Origin of the sequence: Collinsella sp. LCP19S3_B7, assembly GCF_052121795.1 — a bacterium.
GTDB lineage: Bacteria > Actinomycetota > Coriobacteriia > Coriobacteriales > Coriobacteriaceae > Collinsella.
In genome coordinates this window covers 172,379-194,962 of record NZ_JBQKDO010000002.1, presented here as the reverse complement: position 1 = coordinate 194,962, position 22,584 = coordinate 172,379, and the positions used below count along the sequence as shown (strand labels likewise).

General features: G+C 57.8%; 15 protein-coding genes and 2 tRNA genes. 3 read left to right on the top strand and 14 right to left on the bottom strand.

The genetic code is table 11. The features are described 5' to 3' along the window. Window positions 1–524 precede the first annotated feature (524 nt). The 10 genes from ACTQW0_RS01775 to ACTQW0_RS01730 form a co-directional block, all read right to left on the bottom strand. A tRNA-Lys gene (locus ACTQW0_RS01775) sits at window positions 525–600 on the bottom strand. Window positions 601–628: 28 nt separating this feature from the next. After that, window positions 629–1,909 carry an aminopeptidase gene (locus ACTQW0_RS01770; RefSeq protein ID WP_441537028.1) on the bottom strand — a complete coding sequence of 427 codons (1,281 nt, stop codon included), beginning with the start codon at window positions 1,907–1,909 and terminating at the stop codon, window positions 629–631. A gap of 93 nt (window positions 1,910–2,002) precedes the next feature. Next, window positions 2,003–2,578 carry a hypothetical protein gene (locus ACTQW0_RS01765; RefSeq protein ID WP_427717870.1) on the bottom strand — a complete coding sequence of 192 codons (576 nt, stop codon included), beginning with the start codon at window positions 2,576–2,578 and terminating at the stop codon, window positions 2,003–2,005. Next, window positions 2,579–3,457, bottom strand: coding sequence for a phosphoribosylaminoimidazolesuccinocarboxamide synthase (locus tag ACTQW0_RS01760; RefSeq protein WP_154516897.1), 879 nt, complete (start codon window positions 3,455–3,457; stop codon window positions 2,579–2,581). Window positions 3,458–3,575: 118 nt separating this feature from the next. After that, complete coding sequence (locus tag ACTQW0_RS01755) at window positions 3,576–5,141, bottom strand: sensor histidine kinase (protein WP_154516828.1); 1,566 nt, start codon at window positions 5,139–5,141, stop codon at window positions 3,576–3,578. Between the two features lie 11 nt (window positions 5,142–5,152). Further along, window positions 5,153–5,875 carry a response regulator transcription factor gene (locus ACTQW0_RS01750; RefSeq protein ID WP_006236208.1) on the bottom strand — a complete coding sequence of 241 codons (723 nt, stop codon included), beginning with the start codon at window positions 5,873–5,875 and terminating at the stop codon, window positions 5,153–5,155. Window positions 5,876–6,027: 152 nt separating this feature from the next. Then, entirely contained in the window at window positions 6,028–7,239 is a 1,212-nt protein-coding gene (locus tag ACTQW0_RS01745; protein WP_441566643.1) for a hypothetical protein, read from the bottom strand. Further along, entirely contained in the window at window positions 7,239–7,502 is a 264-nt protein-coding gene (locus ACTQW0_RS01740) for a TIGR03905 family TSCPD domain-containing protein (protein WP_427717875.1), read from the bottom strand. The genes ACTQW0_RS01745 and ACTQW0_RS01740 overlap by 1 nt, the downstream gene beginning before the upstream one ends. A gap of 129 nt (window positions 7,503–7,631) precedes the next feature. Next, a complete protein-coding gene (gene purB / locus ACTQW0_RS01735) occupies window positions 7,632–8,978 on the bottom strand; it encodes an adenylosuccinate lyase (protein ID WP_427729011.1) in 1,347 nt (448 codons plus the stop codon). Window positions 8,979–9,363: 385 nt separating this feature from the next. Next, window positions 9,364–9,438: transfer RNA gene (locus ACTQW0_RS01730), tRNA-Gly, on the bottom strand. 298 nt (window positions 9,439–9,736) lie between these two features. Between ACTQW0_RS01730 and ACTQW0_RS01725 the strand changes: the two genes are divergently transcribed. Then, window positions 9,737–13,168: a SpaA isopeptide-forming pilin-related protein gene (locus tag ACTQW0_RS01725; protein ID WP_441566641.1), complete on the top strand. Its 3,432-nt coding sequence runs from the start codon at window positions 9,737–9,739 to the stop codon at window positions 13,166–13,168. Between the two features lie 62 nt (window positions 13,169–13,230). Here the strand turns inward: ACTQW0_RS01725 and ACTQW0_RS01720 are convergent, their stop codons facing one another. Together ACTQW0_RS01720 and ACTQW0_RS01715 are read right to left on the bottom strand one after the other, a co-directional pair. Then, on the bottom strand, window positions 13,231–13,449 hold the full coding sequence (locus ACTQW0_RS01720; RefSeq protein ID WP_427729007.1) for a hypothetical protein: 219 nt from the start codon (window positions 13,447–13,449) through the stop codon (window positions 13,231–13,233). 20 nt (window positions 13,450–13,469) lie between these two features. Continuing rightward, a complete protein-coding gene (locus ACTQW0_RS01715; protein ID WP_441566639.1) occupies window positions 13,470–16,580 on the bottom strand; it encodes a hypothetical protein in 3,111 nt (1,036 codons plus the stop codon). 198 nt (window positions 16,581–16,778) lie between these two features. Between ACTQW0_RS01715 and ACTQW0_RS01710 the strand changes: the two genes are divergently transcribed. Continuing rightward, window positions 16,779–17,801, top strand: coding sequence for a helix-turn-helix transcriptional regulator (locus ACTQW0_RS01710; RefSeq protein ID WP_154516810.1), 1,023 nt, complete (start codon window positions 16,779–16,781; stop codon window positions 17,799–17,801). Then, on the top strand, window positions 17,788–18,705 hold the full coding sequence (locus ACTQW0_RS01705; protein WP_441566637.1) for a helix-turn-helix transcriptional regulator: 918 nt from the start codon (window positions 17,788–17,790) through the stop codon (window positions 18,703–18,705). Before ACTQW0_RS01710 ends, ACTQW0_RS01705 begins: the two co-directional genes overlap by 14 nt. Here ACTQW0_RS01705 and ACTQW0_RS01700 read toward each other — a convergent pair. Continuing rightward, window positions 18,702–21,596: a helicase C-terminal domain-containing protein gene (locus tag ACTQW0_RS01700; protein WP_441566635.1), complete on the bottom strand. Its 2,895-nt coding sequence runs from the start codon at window positions 21,594–21,596 to the stop codon at window positions 18,702–18,704. The two genes, ACTQW0_RS01705 and ACTQW0_RS01700, sit on opposite strands and share 4 nt — an antisense overlap. Then, entirely contained in the window at window positions 21,590–22,555 is a 966-nt protein-coding gene (locus ACTQW0_RS01695) for a D-alanine--D-alanine ligase family protein (RefSeq protein WP_441566633.1), read from the bottom strand. The genes ACTQW0_RS01700 and ACTQW0_RS01695 overlap by 7 nt, the downstream gene beginning before the upstream one ends. Window positions 22,556–22,584: the final 29 nt, after the last annotated feature.

Genomic DNA, 22,584 nt, shown 5'->3' with positions numbered 1-22,584 from the left:
TGTTTGATAGGAAAAGGAATTTCTCGGGGCCGCCTCTCGGCGGCCTTGCGAAAAACGAATCCAAGTCAGACCATTTCAAATGGTTCGATGTCTGCCCGGATGCGACACATCTGGTGTGTCCATCCTCGCAGTATCCGGTTCTCAAGGTGCACGCCTGCGCCGGTTCCCGGTCCGACCGGGCCGCGCGGCAAGGAGATATATTGCCAGACCGGAGGGGCCCCGGGGGCGGGAATCACGCACTCCATATTTTGTTCACAAATAAATTGATCCTTCAGCTGTTCCACTGAAGTCATATCTGAAGCATCGGCTTCTGGTATTGGCGATGACCAGCTGGTTTATAGGTGTTGAGGTATCGGTCATCTCTGGTGCGCTACTTTACTCTAACGGCATCTGGTTTTGGTTTCCTGTCGGTAAAAGGCTGGTTTTGGCCGCCAGGCGTCCTTATATATAGAGAAGATCGGGTTCGAACCCGTGCACCGGCAACAAAAAAGCGGCCGGCATCCGCCAGTCGCTTTTCTATTCTATGGTGGGCCGTCAGGGGTTCGAACCCTGGACCTTGGGATTAAAAGTCCCCTGCTCTGCCAGCTGAGCTAACGGCCCGCGGATGGCATTGTACCACGGTCTGAGACTATTCCCAACTCCATTGGCCGTTCTGGAAAATCACAATTTCACGTCCATCAGGTGTAATGCCCGTAATATCGATGTCGTCCGTGCCAATCATAAAGTCAACGTGCGTGCTCGAAACGTTGACGCCATGCTCCAGAAGTTCCTCTTTGGACATGTCATACCCGCTTTCGATGCACTCGGGAAAACCGACACCCAACGCAAGGTGACAGCTGGCGTTCTCGTCATAGAGTGTGTCGTAGAATAGAATGCCGCTTTCACGAATCGGTGTGTTCTTGGAAATAAGCGCGACCTCGCCCAGATGAGCAGCACCTTCATCGGTTTCAATAATGCTCGCAAGCGTTGCCTTACCCACGCGAGCGTCATAGTCCACTACGCGGCCGTTCTCGAACTTAATCCAAAAATCGTCAACCTTATTGCCGTGGTGAATGAGCGGCATAGCCGAGTACACGATGCCGTCGGCGCGCATACGATCGGGCGAGGTGAAGACCTCCTCGGTGGGAATGTTGGGGAAGAAAGGGTGACCGTCGGGAGTTTTTCCCTTGCCGCCGGCCCACTCATGGCCTTTCGTCATTCCAATCGTCAGATCAGTTCCATTCGAAGCGGTGTAGTGCAGGCAATCAAATTGATTATCGTTTAGGAAGCGCAGGTTCTTTTCGAATGTGGCGTCATGGAGCTCCCAGTCGCTCTCCGGGTCCTGGCCATCAGCACGAGCGGTGTGCAGAATCGCATTCCACAGCTTATAGACTGCAACCTCATCGGCGTCTCCCGGGAATACCTCGCGCGCCCAAGCAGCGACCGGAGCGCCGGCGATGCACCACGGGTTAATGTTGTAGTCCAGTCCACGGCGGAAGACCTTACACTGCATGTTCCTCGCCTTAGAAGCTGCGGCAGGCTTAGCGGGATCGATGCCCTTGAGGGCAGCAGGGTCCGTGCCCTCAATAAAGATAAAGCAGGCTCCGTCCTGAGCCAACGAATCCAGCTGCATGCGCTTCCACTCGGGAGTCTGCTCAAAATAGCTTTTCTCGACATACTCGTAGGTAAGCCTCGTCACGGCATCGTCAGCCCAGATGACCGTCACGTGACCGGCACCGGCGTCATAAGCCTCCGCAACCACCACGCGCGCAAATGACGCGCACTCGACGGGAGACTGAACGACGACCTCCTGACCGGGCTTAACGTTGACGCCCTTGCGGACAACGAGACGCGCATAATTTCTAATCTTGGGCTCCAGGGACTTCATACCCTCCAGAGCCTCTTCGACCGTCAGGGCAGCTCGAATCATGTGCCACTCCATCTATCTACAGGACAGTAAAAAGGCGCGCCGCAAAAAACGACGCGCCTTATATCTTAGCGATATCTATAGGTTGTAACGCTACTACTTCTTCTTGGAGGCCTTCTTGTCCTCTTTGGCAGCCGAGCGCTCGATAATAGCGTTGAGCTTGTTATCGGACATGCCCTCGGCCTGCGCGCGATACATATTACGCAAGGGACGGATGCGCACGAAGTCGTAGATGAAGTCACCCAGAATGACGATGTAGGACAAAACAATGCCGGCCATCTGGACGGGGCTGGACACCATGCCAGCGGGAGCGAAGTACAGCGAAGACCAAATGGCCACGACGAGCACCATGCCGATAGTAAGCACGGCCCACCAGATGCGGCGGCGCTTGGTGTAGTCCTCATCCTGCTTGAGAAGGATACTCGACACCGTGTAGATGCGGTCCTCCTTGGCGCGCCGCTTAGCCTTGCGGGCGCGCTTCTCCTCTTTAGAGAGGCCCTCGAGGCTCTCGCCCTTCTCGAGCTCCTTGCGACGTGCCTTGGATGATGCCGGCACGACGCGAACAGAACTCGCTGCCTGACGAGCTGGCTTGGCGGATGCGGCGGACTTGCGCGCAACCCCGGTAACCTCGTGGGATTGCGTGCGCTTGTTCGTGGCGCTGCGGGTACTCACTTACGCGTTCTCCTTCATGCTTGTAAACTGGGAGCCCGTGATGATCTGGAAGGCCTCGCGATAGCGCTCGGACGTGCCATCGATGACCTCGGCGGGCAGATGCGGGGTCTCCCCCGTCATATCCCAGTTGGCCTTGAGCCAATTGCGGACGAATTGCTTGTCGTAGCTAGGCTGAATCTTACCCTCCTCGTAGCTGGCGGCAGGCCAGAAACGGCTGGAGTCGGGCGTGAGGCACTCGTCGATCAGCGTGACCTTGCCATCGATGACACCAAACTCAAACTTGGTGTCGGCAATGATGATGCCACGGGTCGCTGCATACTCGGCGGCAGCCTTGTAGATCTTAAGAGATAGATCGCGGATCTGCGTGGCGATGTCCTCACCAACGATCTCGCAGCAACGCTCAAACGAGATATTCTCGTCGTGATCACCGATCTCGGCCTTCGTGGACGGGGTGAACAGCGGCTCGGGAAGCTTGGAGGCCTCGGTCAGGCCCTCAGGCAGCTGGATGCCGCAGACGGTGCCGTTCTCGTCGTAGGTCTTCTTGCCCGAACCGGTCAGATAGCCGCGGACGATGCACTCGATAGGAATCGTCTGGGCCTTCTTAACCAGCATGGCGCGGCCTGCGAGATAGTCACGATACTCGGCAAACTCCTTGGGGAAATCCGCCGGATCGATGGAGACGAGGTGATTGGGGACGATATCGGCAAACTTGTCGAACCAGAACGCCGAGATACGGTTGAGCACCTCTCCCTTAAACGGAATTTCGTCGGGAAGAATAAAGTCGAACGCAGAAATGCGATCGGTGGCGACCATCAACAGGTTTTCGCCGGCATCGTAGATATCACGAACCTTGCCACGGGAATCCGGACGACGCTCCATCGTTGTCACGTGAGTCACTCCTTACCTAAATACGACAGAAATGCGGGTTCTTTACCGCACGTTTTCGCAAACTCGGAGCGGCAGGGACGCGGTCCCTCCTTCACCGAATAGCGAAAAGCTAGTGCTCCATTGTAGTAGATGCCGCGTCCGCCGTGTGCTCGCGGGGCAGATGAATCGTAAAAGTCGTACCCTTTCCAAGCTCCGACTCCACGGATATGTAGCCATGGTGACGCTCGACGATCTGTTTAGTTACGGCGAGGCCGACGCCCAGGCCGCCAGCTTCGCGGGCGCGGCTGGCATCGGCGCGCCAAAATCGTCCGAAGATACGCGACAGATCGTCCTTGGCAATACCGATACCGGTATCCGAAACGGCAATACTGACATGCTTGCGGTCACTGAGCACTGACACTACGACCCAACCACCCTCGGGGGTGTAGCGCATGGCGTTGCTCATGAGGTTGATGACGCATTGCGTGATCATGTCGGGATCGGCCTCGACGACATCGTCGTGCCCCTGGGTTTCATCTGCAAAGCGAAGGCGAAGGTCGCGGTCGGCAAACAGACGCTCCTGGCCGTTCACAATCGATCGCACGAACGGAACCATGTCCACCGGTTCGAGATTGAGCGGAGCCGTGCTGTTTTCCATACGCGATAGGTCGAGCATCTGCTGCACCAAACGAGCGAGGCGACGCGTCTCGGAAGCGACCGTCTCCAGATGCTCGTCGTCGGTGGGGTACACGCCGTCTTGCATGGCCTCGACCGTTGCAAGCATGGCCATGAGCGGTGTACGAAGCTCGTGTGCGACATCCGAGGTCAGGCGCTTTTCGTGCTTCATATCTTTCTCGAGCGAGGTGGCCATCTCGTCAAAGGTCTCACCCAGCTGGTCGATTTCGTCATCGCCGCGCAAGCCCGTACGAGCAGACAGATCGCCGTCGCGAATTTGCTTGGCTGTGCTCGTAATACGATGAATCGGCTTGGTAAGCATGCGCGACACGAGCGATCCGATAACGACCGAGATGCAGATTGCAACAACCGCGGCAAGAGCCATGGCGTTAAAAGTCTTCTCCCTAAACGCAGAATCTGCCTTAGTGAGCAGAGCGTCGGAGCCGATAGCCCATAGCTTTACCTGTCCGACATGCTCACCAGAGGACGTAACGATTTCGACGTTGGCAACGCTATCGGAGTCGGTGGGCGCTGACGAGACCGGGCTATGCGAGGCCTTTTTACCGCTCGAGCTGCTCGACGGTAATTCGCTCTCGCGCACATCGGCGGTCGCACTTGCCGAAGGCCATGAGTCGTCATAAACGACAACGCCCTTTTTGTTGACGACCTGCATACCCAGGTCGTCGGACACCAAGCTCGATGTCGCGACCGTGCGCAGCTCGCCCGCAGTCCAATTGCCGTTTTCCTCATACGACGTCGCAAGCTTTTCGGCAGCAGAATTGGCGATCTCGACGATATTGGAGCGCGTGTAATCCGAAAAGACGGTGCCCCACACAACGGAGACAACGCCCACCAGCACCAATACCGTCATGAGCGATGTCAGGGCAAAAGCCAAAGCCATACGCGAGGGATAGCTCATCGCCGGCCGTGAATCGGAACGAGGCGTGTTCCAACTTGCCTTGGAACCCGCCTCGTTCTCCTGCTTGTGCTTTTGTCCGATTTCAAAGCGCGCAGGTGTCATATGTGATTTACCTATTTCTCGTCCGACTTATCGGTCTTGGCCGGAGCCTCGAAGCGATAACCGACGCCGTGAACGGTATAGAGCCACTTAGGCTTCTTGGGGTCGTCGCCCAGCTTGGCGCGAAGGTTCTTCACATGGCTGTCGATGGTGCGCTCGTAGCCCTCAAAGTCGTAGCCGAGCACCTTCTCGACCAGTTCCATACGGTTATAGACGCGACCGGGATGGCGAGCAAGCGTGGTGAGCAGCTTAAACTCGGAAGCGGTCAAATCAACTTCCTTGCCCTCGACCAAGATCTTGTGGCCCGAGATATCGATGACCAGATCGCCAAAGTCGAGCACCTCAACGGCGGGCTCGTCTGCCTGGTGAGCACGACGGAACAGGGCGCGAACGCGGGCAACGAGCTCGCGCGGCGAGAACGGCTTGATCAGGTAGTCGTCGGCACCAAGCTCGAGGCCGATGATGCGATCCTCGATCTCGCCCTTGGCGGTAAGCATGATGATGGGCACATCCGAGGTATCGCGGATAGTGCGGCAAACGCGCTCGCCGGGGATCTTGGGGAGCATAAGGTCGAGCACAACCAGGTCGAACTGGTGCTTCTCGAACTCCTCGATCGCAGACTGGCCATCGCCAACGCCAACAACCCAGTAGCCCTCGCGCTCGAGATAGGCAGCGACAGCGTCACGGATCGCCTTCTCGTCCTCGACCAGCAGAATCTTTTTTGCATCTGAAGCCATAACACGGCCCCCCTGTCTCAATTAGCTCAGAACAAGCCCATTTTAACGCACCTGAGCCCACCGGGCATCGCATGGGCGCGACAGCTCGGCGGGCGGTACTCACGGTTACAATGGGCTTATTCCCCCGTTGGCGCCTTTTTAACCCCTCGGCGCTAAAGAGAGAACAGGCGAGCGGTAACCGTCTCGGGAATTCCTTGGCTATTACGCACCGTGGCATAGGTTAAAAACGTATTCGATTTTCCCGCCGTAGCTGGATAGTCGCCATATTCGAGAGCGCGGTCGGGCGACAGCAGCGAACCATAGGTTTTAGCGGAGGTATCGATCAGAAAATGCGATGCCTGAACCTTAACCAGATATTTGCCCTTCCTGCCGGCGGCGCACGCGAGCGGTTCGCGCGATAGAAATTGATACGGGCCGCCCTCGTTACCAATGTAGGTACCCATATTGCCCAGGCCGCCCACGCCGGCATAGGTCGCCTCAATGGAGAACACAAACGTATCGCCCATATATACGGCCTCGAAAGGTGACACCGACGAAGGAAGGACCAGCTGAGCCCTCTTGGTATTGTTGCCGTCCGTCAGGTCGATCGCCGTCATGCCGTAGTAGACGCCCTCGTCATTGCGCACGCGGGGTGAGATAGTCAGGATGCCATCGCTCACGCGCGGTGCAGACGCAAAGCGGCCTGTCGACTTCCAGATTGCCTCCGCTTTAGATTCATCGAGCGAACGGCGGTAGCAATATGAATCGCTGCCGGTCTTATTGCCACCGGTCGAAGGCATCTTGTACCAGATGACCGACGAGTCAAAGGCGGTAAACAGCGGAGGGTCGTAGTCCTCACCGCCGCGATCAAGCTCAACGGCATTACCAGTAAGCGCCGCGTCCGACAGGGTTTGCGCATAGAGCTTCCACGACGAATTCGCGTAGTTCATCTCAACCCACGCAAACACGCTATCGGTGGCGCGAACGTCGTAAAACGCATAACCGGAACCCTCGACAGGATCGTCAATCAACGTGGTGAGTGAGCCGTCCCCCATGTTGAACACGCCAAGCGTGTTGGCATGCAGCGCAGATGCGGGCGCCATCATCGCCGCAGCGTAACCTCCATCGCAGTAGTACAGCAGCGTCCCCAATGGCAACGTCCACGACGCCGTCGGCTTAAGATCAATGTCGACGGCCTCATACTCTTCGGTAATCGAGACGATCTTGGAATCATCTTTGATAACCTGCGGCTCACCGGCAGCATCATCGCTGGTGCCCGTTTTTTTCGAGCACCCCGCAAGCAGCGTGGCAGCACTCGCGGCAGCACCACCCAACACAAATCCTCGGCGCGTTACCCCATTCTTAACGCGATCAAAAATACTCATTAGGCAATCTCGGCACGCGCGGCCTCGATGGCACGCGTAAGCTGGTCGGCACAGGAGGTCTTTTTCGTGCCGCACGTATTGCCGGCCAACACCTCAATCACACGATCGGAAGAAACACCTTCGACCAATTTAGAGATGGCCTTGAGGTTGCCGTTGCAGCCGCCGGTAAACTCAACGCCCAGCACTTTGCTGCCGTCATCGGAAAGGTTGAGGTGAATATTGCGAGTACACACGCCCTGGGGCTTGTAATCAAACGAAATCATGCGATCTCCTTCTCAGAATGTCATTCGAGACGACTATTATCCCCGTCTTTCCATAAATGCAACGAGGCGCTTTACCGGCAACACACATTACCAGCAAAGCGCCCTAAAAAGCTAACGTTATGCCCGAACCTACTCGAAGCTCAGCTGCTCCAGACGATCGAAGACCGTATCGATGCGGGTGAGGAAGTCCCACGGATCAAAGATCTCGTCGAGCTTCTCCTGGCTGACGGTGCAGCGCGGATCGGCCTCGAGGCGCTCCTTGAAGGTGGGGCCGGAAACGCAGTCCTGCACCTCATGCCAGGTCGCCATGGCGTTTTCCTGCACGATTGCGTAGGCGTCCTCACGGGTAATGCCCGTATCGACGAGGGCCAGCAGAACCTTGGAGGAGAAGATGAGACCGCGGGTCTTGTTGAGGTTGGCCATCATGCGAGCCGGATACAGCTGGAGGCCATCGATAACACGGATAAGGCACTGGAACATGTGGTCAAGCGCGATAAAGCTATCGGCCTGGGCGACGCGCTCGGCAGAAGAGTGCGAAATGTCACGCTCATGCCACAAGGCGACGTTGTCGAAGGCGACCTGGGCGTTGGACTTAACGATGCGCGACAGGCCGCAGACCTTCTCCATGGTGATGGGGTTACGCTTGTGCGGCATGGCGGAGCTGCCCTTTTGACCCTTGCGGAACGGCTCCTCGGCCTCGAGTGTATCGGTCTTCTGCAGATTGCGAACCTCGGTAGCAATGCGCTCGCAGGTGGCCGCCGTGGTGGCGAGGACGCCAGCGAGGTAGGCATGATGGTCGCGGCTGATAACCTGCGTGGACAGCGGGTCGTGAACCAAACCCAGGTGCTCGCAGACATACTCCTCGACAAACGGCTCGATGGAGCTGTAGGTGCCAACGGCACCCGAGATGGCACCGAAGGCGACGTTCTTGCGAGCGTCCTCAAGGCGATCCAGATCGCGCTTGAGCTCCCAGGCCCAAGAGCCAAACTTCATACCAAAGGTCATAGGCTCGGCGTGGATGCCGTGAGTGCGACCGGCGCAGAGCGTGTTACGCTCCTCGAAAGCGCGACGTTTGCAGATCTCGCCGAGTTTCTTGACGTCCTCGATAATTAGGTCGCAGGCCTGGGTGAGCTGATAGCACAGGGCCGTATCGCCCAAGTCAGAGCTGGTCATGCCATAGTGAACCCAACGGCTGGGTTTAGGCTCGCCCTCGGGAACATCGGCGTCGATATACTCCTTCATATTGGTCAGGAAGGCAATGACGTCATGGCGCGTGACTTCTTCGATCTCGTCGACCTTCGCCTTCTCAAAGTTGGCGTGGTCGCGGATCCACTGAGCTTCTTCTTTAGAAATACCGATCTTGCCGAGCTCCGCCTGGGCCTCGCAGGCCAGAACCTCAATCTCCTGCCAAATGGCGTACTTGTTCTCGAGGGAGAAGATGTGTCCCATCTCCGGGCGGGTATAGCGATCGATCATAGCGGCTCCTTTTTGGTTATTGGCACGTTGGTCGTAACTCAACCATTGTACCGTGCGCAGGTGCAAGTATAGGCAGCAGGTATTAACCTAACATTTTGCCATTTGCCTAACGTTCACACCCTGTCGGGTTCGAGTCCCGGCGCTTTATTGAAAAAAGCACGGTACCGCAGCGGTGCCGTGCTTTTATTTTTTTTGGAGCGGGCAACGGGACATCCGCGCATTTGCTTCGCAAATCCGCACCGGCTTCAGGCGCCTGTCGGCGCCTTCACCTGCTCGCTACAAACGCTTCGCGTTTGCTTAACGCTCACACCCTGTCGGGTTCGAGTCCCGGCGCTTTATTGAAAAAAGCACGACACCGTGATGGTGCCGTGCTTGTACTTTTAACTGGAGCGGGCAACGGGACTCGAACCCGCGAGTGTCAGCTTGGGAAGCTGATGCCTTACCACTTGGCGATGCCCGCATATGTGGGGGATAGTATAACGCGGTTGTCTTGTTTGATACAAGGGCACTAACCCTTGTTTTACGCATGGAAAATCATCTTCTTGTTGCTCGAATTGCGAAAACAGGGACTCGAGTAACCTGTTTTACACCGTCTTCTACCTGCTCTTTTGTTTGATTATCTAAAACCGGTCTCCATCTGTTGGGAACTTGGCAAGTTCTTGGTCAGCTCGCGGTACTTACCCGTATGACCCCCGGCGCTAATCTCATCCCACGCGCCGCAATCTCCCAGCGCGGCGCACAAAGGATAAGGAGCAGCCATGTCCAATGCACCCACGCACTCTGTCCACAGCGCAATTGCAACAGCACCGCTGCTCCTATTCCTCTTGTTGTTTCTAGCCTGCGCCACGCCTGGTACCGCCTGCGCCGTCGATGGAAACGATACGCTTAGTTTTCGCACCATCAGCGATATGTGCGGACCGTTTGGCATTGGCAAGTACGAGGCACAAGACGCCTCGATTTCTTACTGCATGAACCAAGACTGCCCCGGCCCCAGCAGCCCAGGAGGACCCTGGCGGACCTACAATCAGGGTTGGACATGGCTCGACAACGAGTTTGCCGCCGTCATCTGCCATGGATACCCCTCCGCCACATCATTTGGCGGCCATAACCTAACGGCCGAACGCGCCCGCGCCGCAACCCAGATTGCCGTGTGGATGCTCAAAGGAACCACGCGCCCCGATGGCTCTTTTGCGTATACAAACAACGCCGGCGTTGCCAAAAGCGGCAAGTTCGATCAAGACGCCGAGGTTGTCGCGGCGGCGCGCTGGCTCTACGACAACGCAAAAGCCGGAAATATTAAGGCCGACCCGCATCGCGCCAGACGCTATCACGGACCCGTCTCTAACGAAGGCCGGCACCAGGATATGCTCTACGTTTTGCCCACCATCAACGTATCCTTTGAAAAAAGATCTGCAGACACTGTCATTACCAGCGGGAACGATACGTATCAGTTAGGTGGGGCGACGTTTAACATCTTTGAGGAAAACACGGACAAACACGTCGGCAGCATCAAAATGGACGGCAACGGTCGTGCACGGGCAACACTTTTGCCCAACACGGCATACTACCTAATCGAAACCAAAGCTCCGACAGGCTATCTGCCCCGACGCGATCGCATTGCCTTTACCACCGGAAAGAGCGGCGGACATGTCACAATCAACGAGCAGCCAGGTTCTATCACGCTGCGTGTCGTCAAAACCGATGCCGCCACGAATGCCGGAGCGCAGGCGGGAACCTCGCTCGCCAAAACCGAATTTACCTGTGTCTCGCAATCTACCCCTGGGTGGACGCGTACCTTCACGACCGAAGGCGATGGCCAGGCGACCTTAAGCGGCATTCCCCTGGGAACCTTTACCCTCTACGAATCGAAAGCTCCAGAGGGCTACCTGCTCCCCCATGACAGCTGGACCTATACGATCGGCCCCAATCAACTAAACGACATGGGCGTCGTTGAGCTCGAACGCCGCATCCCCAATATTCATGTTGCGTTTGACATCGAGATTTCCAAGTTCAAGGATTACGGGAACGGCGAGCAATCGGGATTAGAACAGCCAGCGGAAGGCGTCGTCTTTGAAATCGTCAGCAACAGCTCTAAGCAGGTCGTAGGCACATTGACGACAAATATCTATGGCTTCGCATCCACCAAAGACCAGCCCAAGGCCTGGTTTGGCGCGGGCACACGACCGGACGGCGTCCATGGAGCCATCCCCTACGATCGTGCGGGCTATACCGTTCGCGAGGTCCCGGAAACTGTTCCCGCAGGCTTCAAGCGGGCAGAAGATTGGACCATCGCGCCCGAGCAAATCGCCGACGGAGCCAAGCTTCAGTACATAGTGGACAATCACGCCCTTTCGACACATCTCCAAATCATCAAACGCGATGCCCAGACGGGAGCTTCCGTCCCCCTTGCCGGCTTTAGTTTTCAGCTGCTCAACAGCAACCGTGAACCCATCTCTCAAACATGCTGGTATCCGACGCACAACGTTATGAACACCTTTACCACCAATGCGACCGGCACCGTCACGTTGCCAGAATCGCTCAAGCCGGGCACATATTACGTACGAGAAGTCGCAGCCAAAGCGCCCTACCTTGTGGGCGACGAACTGAAGGTGACGATTCCTGCCGATGCAGATCTCACGCCTATCGCCGCCGTCTCGTATTTCAACAGCGCGGCAACCGGAAGCATCGAGATCGTGAAGGCTGACGCAGTAGACGGCAGTGCCCTATCTGATGCCAAGTTTGAAATTCGCGCTGCCGACGATATCGTTTGCCCCGATGGCCACATTGCCGCCCTTGCCGGTGAAGCCGTTGCCGCCGTTACAACTGATGAACAGGGAAAAGCTCGCGTAGACAATCTTTCGCTGGGTTGCGGAACGGCACGATACGAAGTCGTTGAAACCCAGTCTCCCGACGGCTATCTACTTGATCGGACAGCACATATCGTTGAGCTTGCTTATATCGACCAGAAGGTCCCTGTGGTCGAGTCGCAGATCGAATTGCCTAATGATTACACCAAGGTCGATTTCTCCAAGGTCGATATGACAGGCAAGCATGAAGTTAAAGGCGCCCGACTGGTCTTATGCGACGCCGATGGAACAGAGATTGATTCTTGGATATCATCCGAGCATCCCCATCGCGTGGAGCACCTTGAACCCGGTTCTTATACCCTACGCGAAACAATGTCCCCGCGCTCCTATGACCTCGCTGAAGACGTATCCTTTGAAGTCGAGGATACGGGGAAGATCCAGGCCGTAACCATGACGGATGCACCGATTGAGATTAAGGGGAGCGTCGACAAGCGACAAGAAATCGCGCGGCCAACCGCAAAGGGAACAGTGGCGAACGGCGACGGTAAAAACCGGGCGGCGACGCAACCCGACAGTAAGGGCTCCTATTCCTACACCATCGACGCTCAAAACGAATCGAGCACCTGGGTCGACGAGTTCACCGTCACCGACGATCTCGAATGTGCCAAAGACGGCACGGCCAAACTTGTCGCCATTAAAACCCCGATCGCCGTCGGCGACTTAAACGGGCTCTGCAATGTTTGGTATCGAACGTCACCGGCAGACAAGTTGGACATAAAGGAAAAGGCCAACGCCACACTTGACGATGAACACACCAACCCGTGGCTCGAGACAGCCGAGGTCAAAGAGCGGCTGGGCGAGGATGTGCGGATTGTCGATTACGATGGCTGGAGTCTTTGGAAAGCCGATGTCTCGACCACGGAGTCTTCCACCCTCGAAGTAAAGGACCTTACGCTTTCGGACGACGATGTTATCACGGGGATTCGCTTTGAGTATGGCTCGGTTTCCGCAGACTTTACGACCCGGCGCGACAACGATTCTTGGAATCGCAATGGGCTTAAAGACGAGCATGACGACCTTGACGACGCGACGGCATCCCTCAAATCGGATTTACACGGAGCAATCATCCGGATGTGTGCAACCTCATCCTATACGCCCCAAACCGCACTCGCCAACAGTGCCCGTGTTGACCTTTGCCGCAACGGAGGAGGCGAAAAACTCGAGTCGCACGATAAAGATCGTGTTGTTCAAAAATGCGCCATTCCGCAGGATCTTCCAAATACGGGCAATGCACCCATCATCTCTTTTCTCACCGCATTATTGACCGCCGGTGGCACAGCAATTTGGCTCACTTGGCTAAGCTCGGCATCAAAAGAGGAGTAGGTAGAAATAACGGGCGAGCCGATATGCCGGCTCGCCCGTTATCTGGCGTATGTAACCAAAGGCTATTCCGTAGACGCAGACCCGCCGTCAACAAGTTCCAGATCGCCATCCGAAATGCCGTCGGCACCCAAACTCTGCTCTTGCTCCACCTCTTCGCTCATCGTGGACCTGGGCGTCGACCCCTTAGCGCCCACGATATATGCGGCCCCCAGACCCATAGCGATGGCGATCAAAAACAGAACCACATAGACGGGCCAATGGCGTTTGATGTATGAAAACACGCTAACTCCTTAGAGGTCCGCTACGAACGGCGGATGACCTCGGTGACAACCTCGGACACCGTAGCGATGTTCGTCGGGTTGACGTTGTACGGCAAATCGTCTTCGGTGCGCGCGCAGGCAAGACGCGGGCCATCGACACCGGCAATTGTGAGGGCGCGACGGCTCGCCTCGAGCGCGGCATAGGCATCGGTCTTGGCATAGGGCATCTCAAACGCGCCACAATCAACGTGGAACGACTTGCACACCTTGCTGACCAGATTCATGATGCGGCGATCACCCTTGAGCAACTGCTGCTCGCCTTCGACCGTCACGACCGAAAGCCTACCGGCTCCAATGGACTCAAGATTGATAAAGAACACACCACGCAGCTTATCGCGATGGGCTTCGAGGAACGCCTTCATACCGGCGCCGTCACAATCCGAGGCACCCGTTGCCACAAACCAGATATCGTGACCAAGCAGCTCGTCATCACCCATGGAGGCAACAGCCGAAAGCATGTCCTCGGCAGAAGCGCCGTCAGAAGAGGTGGCACCGCCCTTCCAGCCGTTATCATCGTCCTCAAAGTTATCCCAAGAGCCGATACCGCGGCCAGACTTCTTGGCATCGTAGTCATCCTCGACGCCCAGCCAGTCGCTCATGCTATTCTGCTCATTCTTCTTTTTGCGTCCGAACAAGCCGCCCAGACCACGCTTCTGAGGCTTTGCCTCCTTGGCGACGGGAGCAGAGATGGTTTCGATGGGCTGAGCGCCCGAAGAAACGGGCATGGAGGGGGCAACCGGTGCCGACGTGGGCTCGGGCCCCTGAGCTGTCGCGAAAGGATCGTCGGCCTGAGCCGAGGGGTCGGGGAGATCGAAGAGGGATGTGCGGGATGCGACGTTGGCCTGCTGCATCGAGGGCAGCGACGGATCGGGGACCGAGGCAAGCGGCGAAGAAGAAGGTGTGGGCACCGGAGCAGAAGCGGGATCGGGGATATTCATCTGCGGACGCGGTGCGGCCTTGGACGAAATCTGTGCCATGAGCGAATCAACCGTCTCGACCTGCGCCGATGCGGGGTTGGCAACCGTGGAGCCGGGATCGCTCGGGGTAGGCATGGTAAAGATCTGCGTAGAGTACGGCCTGGACTCATCGGCGTTAGAAATCACCGGTGTCTCTTCTTGCTCAACGACGACCGTCGCTTCGGCTTCAATCTCGTCGGCGGTGTTCGGCTCGGCGTCAACGTTCTCAACCTGCTCGGCATCGACACTCTCAGCCGGCTCGGCTTCGGGCGCCTCGATCTCATCTGCAGCATCCTGGGACTCATCGGAAACAGAAAGGGGCTCGGCGATGGCAGTACCCTGCTTCTCGAACGTTATCGTGGCATCGAAGTTCGCGGCGTCGAGCGTTTCGGTGGCGTCGATTGGCTGCTGGGCCTCGAAGGACGTCGTAGCCTCGGCGACCTCCGTCGCGGCAGGCTGCTCAGCCTCATGCTGTTCAAATTCCCGCGCAGCACGCTCACGCTCGGCCTCGGCAGCCTGCTGGTGGGCGATAGCCTCCTGCTCTGCCACCTCGCGCGCAGCGGCACGCTTTTCCTCAAGGTCGTCGACAAGTTTTTTACCCTTAGCGAGTGCGCCCTTAAAGAAGCTTGAAGCGCTGGCTCCAATCGAAGAGAACGCAGATGCTATATCGGCATGGGGCGTCGCGACCGGTAGATCGGCCGAAAAATCGGTATCGCTCTCATAGGAAACGCGCTGCGGATACTCATCGTAATCGCTGGCGGAATCGTCGTACACATCCTGAACCACCGGAGCGGGTGCAGCGGTGTCCGGCTCGGGTGCAGGGCTGGGCTCGGGTTCCGTCTCGGGCTCGGTATCGACGACGGGCTCGTCGGCAGGCGCGGCGACAGGTTCAACCGAAGCAGGCTCGGGATCGATCGTCGGCTCCTCGCCCTCTTCGTAATCAAGCGTGCACGACTCGGGAAGCATCCCCAAGGCACGAATGGCATCAGAACCAAAGCGAATATTACCGGCAGCATTGCGATACAGCTTGGGCTCGGGCTCGCTCGGCTCGGCGACAGCGGGCGCCCCAATCGACTCGACGACATCCTCATCCGCGACCGGATCGGCAGCAACCTCGGCTTCAGCCTGAGCCTCGGGAGCAATGACACCAATCAGGGTTTCGTCAGCTGAGGCACCCTCAAAGCCATCGATCTGTTCGTCAAAAACTTCGCCCTGCTCGGATTCGGGAGCGACCGGCTGGCCAAACTCGTCCTCGGTGTAGGAGGGCTCTTCGTACTCGATCGTGTTACCGTAGTCGTTTTGCTGCTGGGCAGCGGCATACTCAGCCGCCGCGCGCGCCATCTCCTCGGCACGACGCTTTTGCTCACCAAAATAGTCATCAAACGGAATGTCGTTGGGGAACTCGTTTTCGCCCTGGTAAGGGGCAACGTTATCCATGACACCGAGCATCGCGGCTACAGAAGACTTATTGCAGACCGCACCGGACGTATAGGGAAGAACAAAACGGTTGGCAATGATATTGGCCGCGTTGGCGAGCGCCACAAGAGAGGCGAGGATCGCAACGATCCAAAGCAGAACCTTAAGAGCGCCGGGGAGCGGCAGTATACGCAGAATGGCGACGGCAGCGGGGACAATCGTGGCGACCGGCAGCATCTTGGCGATGAGCGCGCGATATGGCGCATACGGTTCGCGAGCGAGGAGCTCGGCACGCGGAGAATCGTAATGGGCGACAACAACCACCGGACGGTTGCGCGGAGATGCAAGCGGACCTGTGGCCTTGTGATAGGCAATGACATTTTGACTCACGCCCGTCTTGCCCAGGCGAGAAATAACAGGGCGACCGGTACGCTCGAGCACATACAACACGGCACCGACGATGGCCAGCAGAACACCGATTAAGCCGATGCTGCCGCCAATACCCATAAGCAGGGCACCGGCAAAAGACAGAATGCCTGTGACGGCAAATGCCAGCCTGCTGGGTGCAGGAGCGTTAAATTCCTGGACTTCGGGATCAAAGCCATGATTGCGGAAGATCTGGGCGATATCCTCGGCAGCCAAACGCTCTTCTTCGCTGCACGCCGGCGTGATGCCCGTGCCCTGTAGCAGATGATTGATATAGTTCTGGGTGTTCGCCATGTGCGCTCCACATCCATAATCCGACAAATAGGCCCAATGCTTGCACATTAGAACCGTATATAGTCGAAAGTATACCCCGAGCGAACGCAATCGGCCGAAATCTGGGCATCTTAACGCACTGAGCGGACAAGGATATAGCCTAATCTCCATATCGGATTAAAATCATGGCATCAAATAACCTTCCCATGCGAGGATTCTATGACGGTAAGCGATATGACCGCGACAAACAAAACAAATGCGCCAGAACCCGGTTTCGACAAAACCGCCCAGCGTATCCTCAACCTTTTCTTTGTCCTCAACAGTTCCCCCGAGCCTCTAACTACCGAGCAGATCGTGCTGGATTCTGACCTAGGCTACGGATCGGGCAACGTCGACTCGGATAAGCGAAAATTTCGCCGCGACCGCGACAAGCTGCTCGAACGGGGCATTGTGATCAAGGAAGTTCGCGCCGCGGGTGCCCAGGAGACCGAGGAGAGCGCCTGGACAATCGACCGTGAGCATACGTTTGCCGCGGGCGGCTTGATCACCGCAGACGATGCCGACATTCTGCTAAACGCTATCGATCAGACCCTCACCACGGGCTCTTCGGCCTTTGCGACCCCGCTCGCCGACATACGCTCCAAAATTGCCTATCTTACCGGCGAGACGAATACGGCCGAGCCCCCCGTTGTTCACTCGCCGACGGTCGATGCGGTATGGAGCGCGTTTGCCGACCGATGCGCGCTGCGTTTTTTGTATCAAAACGGACGGGGTGAGCAACGACAACGCACTGTTTGCGTCTACGGCATGTTCGAGCGCGAAGGAACAGCCTACTTTTGCGGCCTAGATGACGCCACCGGAAAAATCAGAACCTTTCGCTGCGATCGCATCGTTCGTGCGTGGCGTCCATCGCGGGCCTACGCCATTCCCGCAGACTTCAATCTCAACGATTACCTCTTCTTTGAATTCGATTTCTCCGATTGCCAGCCCGTCACGGCAACTTTCTCGTTTGCTCCGCAAGCTCAATCCGACATGGTCCACGGCCTCACACGTGGGCGAGGAAGGCTCGAGCACGCCAAAGACGGCTGGACCTGGACCGTTGACGTTCGCGACCTGAATGCGGCGGCGTCATTTTGCATGGAACACAGCGTTGACGGTATGAGGCCCGTAGCGCCCAACGAACTCAAGCAGGCGTGGAACCGCCTCATCGAAAGGACAGTGAGCGCTCATGGCCGTGCGTAAGCTCACCAGCGAACAAAGGCTCTCGCGCTCCATCGACATTATGGAGGCACTCTATGCCGCCGGCGAGGCGGGCATGACGCGAGACGAGATCTGCAGTCGCTTCGATATCTCCGGAGCTTCGCTCGACGAGATCATCGGCATCATCTCGACGCTCGCAGACCGCGAATCGGGCGCGCGCATCATTTGCGAATGCCGCGATGAACGTGTGGTTCTCATCGGCGATGCGGGCCGTGTGCTGCCGCTTCGCCTGAGTGCCGCCGAGGGCGCCGTACTCAACCATGAATTGGAGTCGCTCGGAATCGAAGAGTGCGCGGCGGCGCGCATCCGGCGCGCACTCCTTCCGGCGGAACTCGGATACAACCAACGCGTTGACGATACCGTCGCCCGCGGATCTTATTGGCAGCAACTCTGCTGTGCAATTCAGGATGGTGTGCGATGCCTCGTCACCTACCGCTCCCTGGACGACCAGCATCCACGCAGGCGATTGATCGACCCCCTAAAGATCACGACCAACGGCGACCAAACGTACCTGATTGCCTGGGATGTCGAGGCAGACGGGCAGCGCTCCTACCGTATGGACAAGATCGAGGAGCTTCTGCTGACGGAGGACTCCGTCGTGCGTCACACGACCGAAACCACGTCCCTGCACGATTCCCTTGCACAGGCAAGCCAGAGCGTTAAGCTCCTGATGCCGCTCGATATGGCAGAACGCGTGAGGTGGGCAGGTATCAGGTCAATTAAAGCCGATGGGGAGGGTACGGCAAGCGTGACCGTTTCCTATAGCTCCGAAAACTGGCTGTTTAGCCAGATTATCGCAGCGGGCGGAGCCATCCGCATCGCAGACGACCCCGCCCTTTCAAAGCGCCTATGTGATGCCGCCGAGGCAATGGCCTTCCGTTCTTAGCGATGGCGTTCGTGCGCTTGGCGCCATAACTGAAGATAGTGGCCGATCTGCGCCGTTTCGATGCGCTGATACGAGCTGGTAGGCAGCGATGTCAGAAATTTCTTGCCGTAACCCTTCGTCACCAGACGCGGGTCGGCCAAAATCAACACGCCGCAATCGGTCGATGAACGAATCAGGCGACCGGCCGCCTGCTTGACCTCGAGAACCGCCTCGGGCAGCGAGTAGCGTACCCAGGCGCGGTCCTCGCGCAGATTGCGCTCGCACGAGAGAGGATCGGTGGGGCTCGAGAATGGCAGCTTGGGGATAATGACGCATCTCAGCGTTTCGCCGCTGGCATCGAAGCCCTCCCAAAAAGCCTTGAGAGCAAAGAGCGACGAGGTCGACTCGTTGATAAAGCGATCGCGCAAGCGACGGGGAGACGTATTGCGCTGCTGACAATTGAGTTCCAGGCCGGCACGCGCCAGCTTGGGCTCAACCCGAGCGTACAGGTCTTCCATATCGCGGCGATTGGTGAACAGCGTGAGCACCGACCCGCCCATGGCAAGATGGGCATCGACCAGTACGCGCTCGAGCGCGGACAGATAGCCCTCGCGGTCGCGAGGGTCGGGAATGTCCCCCGCCACGACTACGGCCATGTTCGAATCGAAGTCATAGCTCGAATCCAGATGTAGTGACGAGGATGCCGAAGCAGCGATGCGATCGAGGCCTACGGCATGGTTAAAGTGCTCAAAGCTCTTGGACACCGTCATGGTTGCCGAGGCAAAGATGGCCGTATGTACCTCGGGCAGCCACTCGTTCGCCAGGGCCTCGCCGATGTCGATGCGCTCGGCGGTCATGGATTCTCCGCCCGCACGTAGGCGGCGGTTGACCTGCAGCGAGTACACATAATGCTCGTCGGTGCCGTCAATGATGAGCTTGAGGTTCTCGGCCAGCTCGTGCAGACGGCGCGAAATATCGCCCAGGTCGACGACGACCTCGGGTTTATCGGCAGCGACAGCCTGCACCAGCGCGGCAACATTTTTATCCGCCTGCTCCAGGGCATCGATAGCAGCGCTGGCAGACTGCAAGAAGTCATGCCAGTCATCCGACTCGCGCAACTCGGGGCCAATCCACAGATTTGCGCTGTCATAGCCACCGCGGGCGCGACGGCCGAGCTCACGCACGCCGTCAAACACCTCGGCGAGTGCCATGCTCGCGCGTGCGACCGTAGACGTCGCCTTCGCGGTGAGCCCCAGATAAAGCGTGGAGCCTTCGGATATCGCCAAATCACGAGATACCTGGCTCAATGCACCGGAGCTCGACCCGCCAAGGCGCTCAAATAGCACACGAGATTCGTCTGCCGAGACCACGCGCGCCCACTGGCGGCGCGCCTCGCGCTCGATGGAATGGGCCTCGTCGATTACCCAGTGGCGGATGGGAGGCAAAATTCTCCCTTCGGCCGCAACGTTGCGAAACAGCAGGGAATGATTTGTGACCACGACATCGGCATGCGCCGCGCGACGACGGGCACCGTGGACGAGGCATTTATCGGGGAAGAACGGACACAGGCGGCGAGCGCATTCGCGCGAGGCCGTCGTAAAGTCGGGGCGGTTGACGCTGCGCCAGCGAATGCCGAGCGAATCGAGGTCACCATCGGCAGATTGGCACACATACGCCATGATCACCGCAACCGCTGTGAGCGTGTCGGCAGGATCGCGCTTGGTGGTAATCTCGGCCTGACTTCGGCTCATGCGCTCGAGTTTGCGCAGGCACGGATAGTGGTCATATCCCTTGAGCGCACAGAATGACAAGCCTCCGTCCAGCTGTTCGGCGAGTTTTGGCAGCTCGTGGTACATAAGCTGATCGGCAAGATTATTCGATTTGGTCGCAATGCCAACGGTAATGTTGTTTCGGCGGGCGGCCTCGGCAAAGGGCACGAGATACGCCATCGATTTACCGACGCCCGTACCGGCCTCTATCACGCGATGCGTATCCGTAACCAACGCGTCGCGCACCTCGAGCGCCATGGCAATCTGCTCGTCGCGCGGCTCATATGTGGGATACATGCGGTTGACTAGGCCACCAGGGGCATAATCCGCCTCAATCTCTTCGCGACTCGGCATGTTAAGAACCGGCAGCTCGTCGGCATCCACGCGATCATCGGCGCGATCGGCCTTGAGCACGTCGGCGCGGGCGGCGGCAAGCGAGAAAATCGAGCCGGGGTTTTGACCTGCCAAAAACGAGAAAATGGGACGATAGGACCAAGGAACATCCGCGTGCATATCCGCCAGACGCGCCATAAGGCCCTGCGGCAAGTCCGTAAGGGCAACCAGCAGCACGCGCCACACCCCACACAGGGCATCGACATCGGCGTTTGCGCGGTGCGACACGGAGTCGCAGCCAAACAGATCGGCCATAAAGGACAACTTGTGCGATGCCAGGCGCGGCAGCGCGATACGGGACAGTGCCAGCGAATCGATCCAGATGTCGCTGACGTTGACACCGCCCTTGACCGATTCGATGAACGATCGGTCAAACGTGGCATTGTGCGCGATAACCGGGCACCCGCCCACAAAATCGGCGAGCGCTGCCACGGCCTCTACAGCCGAGGGGGCATCGGCCACATCGGCGTTTGTGATGCTTGTGAGCTTAGTGATTTCGGCAGGGATCAGCTGCTTGGGATGCACAAACGTGTCAAAGCGGTCAACGACCTCGCGGCCCGAAAGACGGGCCGCGGAAATCTCGATAAGCTCGTTGTCCTGGACCGAAAGACCCGTGGTCTCGGTATCGAGGACGATAACATCCTCCTCGATAAGGCCAAACGATTGTGTGCGGGCACGCTCGGCGAGCGTTGCATAGGAATCAATGACAAACTGCGGCGTTCCAGGAGATACAGCGTCCTCGATTAGCATGCAATGCCCGCTCGACGGAGACCCATGCGAATCAGACTGTCACAGACCTTCGGGAAGGTCATGTCTTTGGTATGACGGATCTCGTCCGGATACAGCGACGTATCGGTCATACCTGGAATCGTATTGGTCTCGAGGATGACGGGGCCGTCCTCGCTCACGATAAAATCGCTGCGCGAAATGCCCAGACAGCCGAGGGCTCTGTGGGCCGCACAGGCAAGTTCCTGGGCACGAGCATAGTTTTCGGGCGAAATCTGCGCCGGAATACGGTGGATATCCGTGGGATCGACGTACTTCACATCCAGGTCATAGAACTCACAGTCCTCAGGCTTGCGAATCTCGACGATCGGCAGGGCGCGCACGTCATCCTCGCCGTAGACGCCTACGGTAATCTCGGTTCCCTCGATGCACTTTTCGACCAGCACCTTATCGCCGTACTCAAAGGCCTTGGCGATGGCGGCAGGCAGCTCAGAGGGCTCGTGTACCAGGGAGATGCCGTAGCTGGAGCCGTTGACGGCGGGCTTTACAAAGCAACGCTCGCCGCAAATCTCAACGATGCGATCGATATCAACCTCGTCGCCCGCCTCAAGCGCCAAACCGGGGGCAATGGGGATGCCTGCCTTGGCATACAGAAGCTTTGAAACCTCTTTATCGGCGCCACACGCGCTGGCGAGCACACCCGACGCCGTATAGGGGATACCCAGCGTCTCCATGGCTCCCTGCATGGCGCCATCCTCGCCGCCGGCGCCGTGCATGGCGATAAACGCCACGTCAAAATCGCCAGTTGCCATAGTCACCATAAAATCATCGGCAGCCGTATCGAGCAGCTCCACCGAAGTGTAGCCAGCCTCCTTTAGGGCCACCACGACGTTTTTTCCCGAATTGAGCGAAATCTCGCGCTCGGCGGAATGGCCGCCCGCCAAGACCGCTACGTGCATGTTCTCTAGGCTTTTACCCGGCATGGGCAGACTCCTCCTCTATGATTTCTGCA